The 6,659-nt window shown below is 35.4% G+C and carries 10 protein-coding genes; 4 read left to right on the forward strand and 6 right to left on the reverse strand.

Annotated elements, in window-relative coordinates:
* Positions 1-423 precede the first annotated feature (423 nt).
* A complete protein-coding gene (locus SAGCYANO_RS43045) occupies positions 424-2,226 on the reverse strand; it encodes an ABC transporter ATP-binding protein (protein WP_202225608.1) in 1,803 nt (600 codons plus the stop codon).
* Between the two features lie 296 nt (positions 2,227-2,522).
* Here SAGCYANO_RS43045 and SAGCYANO_RS47110 point away from each other — a divergent pair, with 296 nt between their 5' ends.
* The 4 genes from SAGCYANO_RS47110 (at position 2,523) to SAGCYANO_RS47115 (ending at position 3,790) form a co-directional block, all read left to right on the forward strand.
* A complete protein-coding gene (locus SAGCYANO_RS47110; protein ID WP_202223267.1) occupies positions 2,523-2,618 on the forward strand; it encodes a helix-turn-helix domain-containing protein in 96 nt (31 codons plus the stop codon).
* A complete protein-coding gene (locus SAGCYANO_RS43050) occupies positions 2,611-3,243 on the forward strand; it encodes a transposase (protein ID WP_255502913.1) in 633 nt (210 codons plus the stop codon). Before SAGCYANO_RS47110 ends, SAGCYANO_RS43050 begins: the two co-directional genes overlap by 8 nt.
* Entirely contained in the window at positions 3,227-3,466 is a 240-nt protein-coding gene (locus tag SAGCYANO_RS48750) for a transposase (protein ID WP_255502914.1), read from the forward strand. Before SAGCYANO_RS43050 ends, SAGCYANO_RS48750 begins: the two co-directional genes overlap by 17 nt.
* A 138-nt stretch (positions 3,467-3,604) precedes the next feature.
* Positions 3,605-3,790, forward strand: a complete 186-nt coding sequence (locus SAGCYANO_RS47115) for a transposase (protein WP_237397267.1) — start codon at positions 3,605-3,607, stop codon at positions 3,788-3,790.
* Positions 3,791-4,228: 438 nt separating this feature from the next.
* Here the strand turns inward: SAGCYANO_RS47115 and SAGCYANO_RS43055 are convergent, their stop codons facing one another.
* From SAGCYANO_RS43055 to SAGCYANO_RS47120, 5 genes are all read right to left on the reverse strand, one after another.
* A complete protein-coding gene (locus SAGCYANO_RS43055) occupies positions 4,229-4,582 on the reverse strand; it encodes a hypothetical protein (RefSeq protein ID WP_202225609.1) in 354 nt (117 codons plus the stop codon).
* Positions 4,583-4,712: 130 nt separating this feature from the next.
* On the reverse strand, positions 4,713-5,066 hold the full coding sequence (locus SAGCYANO_RS43060) for a hypothetical protein (protein ID WP_202225610.1): 354 nt from the start codon (positions 5,064-5,066) through the stop codon (positions 4,713-4,715).
* 128 nt (positions 5,067-5,194) lie between these two features.
* Positions 5,195-5,368, reverse strand: coding sequence for a hypothetical protein (locus tag SAGCYANO_RS43065; protein ID WP_202225611.1), 174 nt, complete (start codon positions 5,366-5,368; stop codon positions 5,195-5,197).
* Positions 5,369-5,650: 282 nt separating this feature from the next.
* Positions 5,651-5,974 carry a hypothetical protein gene (locus tag SAGCYANO_RS43070; RefSeq protein ID WP_202225612.1) on the reverse strand — a complete coding sequence of 108 codons (324 nt, stop codon included), beginning with the start codon at positions 5,972-5,974 and terminating at the stop codon, positions 5,651-5,653.
* A gap of 60 nt (positions 5,975-6,034) precedes the next feature.
* Positions 6,035-6,316 (reverse strand): hypothetical protein, encoded by a 282-nt coding sequence (locus SAGCYANO_RS47120; protein ID WP_237397268.1) that lies wholly within the window; start codon positions 6,314-6,316, stop codon positions 6,035-6,037.
* Positions 6,317-6,659: the final 343 nt, after the last annotated feature.

Below are 6,659 nucleotides of genomic sequence, written 5' to 3' on the forward strand. Positions count from 1 at the left end.
ATCATTAAAAGTAGTATATAAATCTGTAGCTTGGTAAGTATTTATACTATGTAAATCATCTCAATTACTTTTTTCGTTCATCAAATTCCGAGTAAATAATTAAGCATAAATACTTGTTTGATCGTTTACTCGATCGCGACAGCTATGATTTTCTTCTAAAATTCTGTCTCCTGTCTCCCCCTCCACCGGAGGGGTTAGGGGTGGGTTGTCTCCTGACTCCTTCTTCGGTTGCTACATTTTGTGGTGCGGAATGTAGGTTATAAAGCATAGCTTAAAAAGGGGGACTTTTTGTTAGCTCCCCCCTTTTTAAGCGGTTCCCCCCTTATTAAGGGGGGTTAGGGGGGATATAAAACTGTATCTCATAAATTAGAGAAGTGCTTTATTACCTTTAAAGCTGATAGCTGATAGCTGATAGCTGATAGCTTACTTATTTTCAGATAATTGTAGTCCGTAGAGATAAGCATATCTCCCCTCTTTAGCAATTAATTCTGCATGAGTTCCCATTTCCACAATCTTACCTTTTTCCAGAACTACAATTAAATCTACATCACAAATAGTTGAAAGTCGATGAGCAATAACTAAGCTAGTACGTCCTTGAAAAAGATTATTTACAGACTCTTGAATTAATTTTTCTGACTCAGAATCTAAAGCTGAAGTTGCTTCATCTAAAATGACAATTTGAGGGTTTTTTAGCAAAACTCGGGCGATCGCTATTCTTTGTCTCTGTCCTCCTGATAACTTTACTCCTTGCTCACCAATAATAGAGTTATAACCATCAGGAAAACTCATAATAAAGTTATGAGCATTGGCCGCTTTTGCTGCTGCTTCAATTTCTTCATCTGTCGCATCTAGCTTACCGTAAACAATATTATCTCGTACCGTACCATAGAGCAGTAATGTTTCTTGAGGAACAATGCCAATATGCGATCGCAATGAATTTAAACTTACATCTCTCAGGTCCTGTCCATCAATTAAAATTCGCCCTTTTTTCGGGTCATAAAAACGTGCTGCTATTTTAGCAATTGTACTTTTTCCAGCACCAGAAGAACCAACTAAAGCTACTGAAGTTCCTGGTTTAATATCTAAGTTGAAATCCTCAATAACTAATTCCCTATCTTGATAACCAAACCCCACTTCTTCAAATTTGATATTACCCTGAATAGAGGTTAAATTAATCGCATTTTCCTTATCAGTAACTTCCAGTTTAGTATCTAGAACTGAAAAAATATTTTGAGCTGATACCGTTGCTTTTTGAATCATACTTATTAACCCATTAAACCGACTAATTGGTTTATTTAGGAGGGTGACATAACTCAAAATAGCTGTTAATTCTCCAATAGTCAAACTACCAACCATTACTCCCCAAGAAGCAAAAACTAATGCAATGACATTACCTAGTTTATTCAGGGTATTAATTACTGGTGTAGATATAGCTAAAAACCGAGTTGCCTGGAGGTTTTTCTCCATATAATTATGACTATATTCACTAAATCGGTCAATTTCATACTGCTCATTACCAAAAGATTTAATGATAGTAATATTCGATATAGTATCTTGTAAATGATTGCTAATTATCTCTCTTGCTCGATTCGTATCTTGGAATATTTTTTTGAGTCTTTTCTGAGTAACCTGTAAAAGATAAATTATCAAAGGCCAAGTCAGAGCGATCGCTATTGCCAGAAGCCAATTACTGATTAATAAATAAATAAAAACGACAATAAAAGCAAAACTATCAATTAGAATTGCGATTAAATTAGAGTTAAGTAATTGCCCGACTATTTCTACATCTCTTCCCAATCGTAATATTAATTCACCAGTACGTTGATTTTCAAAATAACTAATGGACAAAAATTGAAGATGTTGATATAGATTTACGCGAATACTTTTAATTGTGTTTTCCCCAAAGATTTTTATCGCATACAATTGCAAAAAAGATAATATACCTCCTACTAAACTCATCAATAGGATAAGTGCTGCTACCCATGGCAGCATATTGAATTGTTTTTCAGGAATTATTACATCAATAACATAGCGATTAATTTGGGGGATAAAGAAAGTAACAAATGAGCCAAAGATTGTTAATAGTATGCCTAATAAAAATGGTGTTTTATGTGGTAAACCATAGCTAAATAGGCGCAGGTATAAATTCTGGGTTTCTACTTTTTCTTCTAATTTTTCCGGCTCAATCTGAGTATTAATTTTGTCAATTGTATTAGTTTTTATCATGACATCAGTTAAAGGTAAAAGTCAAAATTTAAAAGTCATCTCTGACAACTGTTATAGCAGAAGAAAGAAGGAAGAAGGAAGAAGGAAGAAGGAAAAGTATTACGTTGTCTGAGTTTTAAGCTTTTGACCTGTCCTAACCTTTACTTCGACTGCTATAACGCAGTTCCTCCGACAGGAGGCTAACTAAAATGACCGAAAAAATGGGTCTCAAGCCTCGCCCTAGAAGGGCGACTTTTTATTGCGGGTTGATTTTTTCAATAAATATGTTATAATGTTGTTAGTTTAAGAGTCAAATTATGAAAGCTAGATTTAAGTATCGTATCTATCCCACACCCGGACAAAAATACCGATTAGCCAAGCTATTTGGTTGTGTCCGTGTGGCGAGTGAATGATAGTCTAGCTTGCTGCCAAGAAAAGCATAATTCAGGAGAAAAGAAACCCATTAATTCTGAACTACAAAAGCTTTTTATTACTCAAGCTAAAAAGACTGAATGCAGAGAATGGTTGTCAGAGGTTTCTAATATACCACTGCAGCAGTCCTTGAATGATTTAAACCGTAGGGGCGAACGGCCGTTCGCCCCTACAAACTTTTTTAAATCAACTCAAGGCCAGAGAAAAGGTAAACCTGTTAAACCTCCTAAATTTAAAAGTAAAAAGTCGCTCGCAACTGCTAGATTTACAAAGGGAGGGTTTAAAGTTGGTCAACATAAAGTTTATTTAGCAAAGATAGGAAAGCTGAAAATTGTATGGTCAAGAGAGTTACCTGCTGCTCCATCATCAGTAACAGTAATTAAAGACGTAGGGGCGAACGGCCGTTCGCCCCTACATAGATATTTCTTGAGTTTTGTAGTAGAAATACAACCAGAAATCTTACCTCAAACTGATAATTCAGTAGGTATAGATTTAGGTATTAAAACCTTTGCTACATTTAGTGATGGTACAAAGGTTGATGCTCCTAAGCCACTGAAGAAACGAATTAAGAAATTAAGAAAGGTAAAGTTTGTCATTATCTCATAAAACTAAAGGCTCTAAAAGGTATGAAAAAGCACGGATTAGAGTAGCTAAATTCCATGGCAAACTGAAAGATACAAGAACAGACTTTCTACATAAATTATCCACTGAAATAATTCGTGAAAACCAAACAATTGTTTTAGAAGATTTGAATGTATCTGGAATGGTTAAAAACCGTAACCCACTCCATCCTCCCGAGGGGAGCAAGAGGGGTGGGTATCCGATTTAGGTTGGAGACAATTCCGGACATTCTTAGAAGGAAAAGCAGAAAAATATGGTCGTGATTTTAGAGTAATTAGTCGCCCTTGAGCCAACATCCCAAATTTGCTCAAATTGTGGATTCAAAGGTGGGAAGCTAGACCTGAAGGTGCGAGAATGGGAGTGTCTCAACTGTGGTGCAAAACATGATAGAGACGAGAATGCAGCGATAAATATATTAGTCGCGGGCGGGCAGTCCGAGACACAAAACGGACGCGGAGGCAAGCGTAAGACTACTGCCAAAGTAGCAGCAGCCTGTGAAAGGTCAACTCGCCGAGGAGCTACGGCTCGGTAGGAATCCCCGTGCCTTTAGGCCGGGGAGGATGTCAATGAGTACATTATTGTCGTAGACCGACATCTAAAATTAAGTCAAAAGTCAAAACTTAAAAGTTAAAAGTAATCTCTGATAGTTGTAATGGTAGGAACGGGTTCAGGGTTTAAATTAATGAAGCTCAAAATTTGAAAACATTTGATGAGATGAATCCTACTCCCCACTCCTCGCTGAAGCAGAAAAATTAAGGTTTAAAGCCTTTCCTTTAAAGGAGAAACAATGAGTAAACCCTCTTCTTTTCTAAGGATAGGTAACTGTTAATAATTAATAATTAATTATTAATTATTGATACTACTCCCTATTTAAGAATCTGACTGATAAATTTGCCGTAATTGCTCGATAGTTTCCACAGTTTTGATAGAGGCGAGAATTGTTTCTAAAACCTGAATATTTTCCATAGCATTAATCTTCTGAAAATATCTCCTTTCCTAACTCCCCAAATTTCAATTCTAATCCTAGTTCTATTCCAGAAAGTATTCCTCTTTGTTGACCTATTTCAATTCCTCTTTGTTCGCCAATTACTACTCCCTCTTGTAAAATTTGTTGATACCAGGGAGATTGTTGTAAAACTACCATATCCCACCTCATTATTTGTTGCACTATTTCGGTCTTTAATACAAAGGTAGCAAAAAATGCTAGTAAATTTTCTAATTCTGATAGTTCTTCATCCTCCCGCAAAAGTTGTAATGCTTGTCTCACAGTTGCTTCTTCTCCTCCTTTAAGAATCAAAATAAAAGGTAGTAGGGAAAGAAACAAAATTTACACTTTTTTTTCAGAACATACTGTTTAAGAATCTGATTGATAAATTTGCCGTAATTGCTCGATAGTTTCCACAGTTTTGAGAGAGGCGATAATTGTTTCTAAAACCTGAATATTTTCCATAGCATTAATCTTCTGAAAATATCTCCTTTCCTAACTCCCCAAATTTCAATTCTAATCCTAGTTCTATTCCAGAAAGTATTCCTCTTTGTTGACCTATTTCAATTCCTCTTTGTTCGCCAATTACTACTCCCTCTTGTAAAATTTGTTGATACCAGGGAGATTGTTGTAAAACTGCCATATCCCACCTCATTATTTGTTGCACTATTTCGGTCTTTAATACAAAGGTAGCAAAAAATGCTAGTAAATTTTCTAATTCTGATAGTTCTTCATCCTCCCGCAAAAGTTGTAATGCTTGTCTCACAGTTGCTTCTTCTCCTCCTTTAAGAATCAAAATAAAAGGTAGTAGGGAAAGAAACAAAATTTACACTTTTTTCAGAACATACTGTTTAAGAATCTGATTGATAAATTTGCCGTAATTGCTCGATAGTTTCCACAGTTTTGAGAGAGGCGATAATTGTTTCTAAAACCTGAATATTTTCCATAGCATTAATCTTCTGAAAATATCTCCTTTCCTAACTCCCCAAATTTCAATTCTAATCCTAGTTCTATTCCAGAAAGTATTCCTCTTTGTTGACCTATTTCAATTCCTCTTTGTTCGCCAATTACTACTCCCTCTTGTAAAATTTGTTGATACCAAGGAGATTGTTGTAATACTGCCATATCCCACCTCATTATTTGTTGCACTATTTCGGTCTTTAATACAAAGGTAGCAAAAAATGCTAGTAAATTTTCTAATTATGATAGTTCTTCATCCTCCCGCAAAAGTTGTAATGCTTGTCTCACAGTTGCTTCTTCTCCTCCTTTAAGAATCAAAATAAAAGGTAGTAGGGAAAGAAACAAAATTTACACTTTTTTTTCAGAACATACTGTTTAAGAATCTGATTGATAAATTTGCCGTAATTGCTCGATAGTTTCCACAGTTTTGAGAGAGGCGAGAATTGTTTATAAAACCTGAATATTTTCCATAGTATTAATCTCTGAAAATATCTCCTTTCCTGAGGAGCCAAATTTCAATTCTAATCCTAGAACTATTCCAGAAAGTATTCCTTTTTGTTCGCCTCGTTTTTCACCTCTTTGTTCACCAATTTTTACTCCCTCTTGTAAGATTTGTTGATACCAAGGAGATTGTTGTAATACTGCCAGATCCCACCTCATTATTTGTTGCACTATTTCGGTCTTTAATACAAAGGTAGCAAAAAATGCTAGTAAATTTTCTAATTCTGAAAGTTCTTCATCCTCCCGCAAAAGTTGCAATGCTTGTCTCACAGTTGCTTCTTCTCCTCCACCTTTAAGAATAGGAACAAAAGGAAGTAAAGAAGGAATAGGTTATTGAAAAACTGTTTGTGCTTCTACTTCCCACAAGTTAATAACTCGATAATCTTGATACGCTCTGAGGTTCAAAAATTCTGATTCATAACAATTGACTATTTCTGTGGGTGTGCTTGGTTGAAGGATATTTATTAATACCGGATAAACAGGTTTTTTGTACTTTTCTTCTGCTAATGCGGCATAAGCACGCATCCGACGCGGCATTTCTGTGTTGTACCTTAATTGCATTTCATTGAGAACCAGAAATTCTCCATGTTCTTGACTAGAAACACTGAGCAAAACATCTCCTTCTCGACTTACCCATTGGAAGTCTGAAGAAATAATTTCTTCGACAGTAATATTGGTAATTTATGTAACCGAAAAATTGGGTCTGAAGCTGACTCTTTTAAGGGGATAAAAAACTGATAACTGATAACTGATAACTGATAACTGAAATGACCCATTCTACCCAACGACTGGGGGCAATTCCAATTAGACGTTTACTACTAATATCGACTTTTTTTGTTTTTTTGTCATTGGATGAAATTTATTTTATTCTATCTGTTAACAGTAGGGACGTTGCATGCAACGTCCTTACAGTAGGAAATAGGAAAAAATAATTGATTTGATTTTGAATTTTTGG

Origin of the sequence: Okeania sp. KiyG1 (assembly GCF_014132355.1) — a bacterium.
In the GTDB taxonomy this organism is placed as follows: domain Bacteria; phylum Cyanobacteriota; class Cyanobacteriia; order Cyanobacteriales; family Microcoleaceae; genus Okeania.

What these genes read in the sequence shown, in the direction of transcription:
- SAGCYANO_RS47110 (WP_202223267.1), top strand. Translation starts at nt 2,523, where the DNA reads ATGAAAGCTAGATTTAAGTATCGTATCTATCCCACACCCGGACAAAAA.
- SAGCYANO_RS43065 (WP_202225611.1), bottom strand. Translation starts at nt 5,368, where the DNA reads ATGGCAGTATTACAACAATCTCCTTGGTATCAACAAATTTTACAAGAG.
- SAGCYANO_RS43045 (WP_202225608.1), bottom strand. Translation starts at nt 2,226, where the DNA reads ATGATAAAAACTAATACAATTGACAAAATTAATACTCAGATTGAGCCG.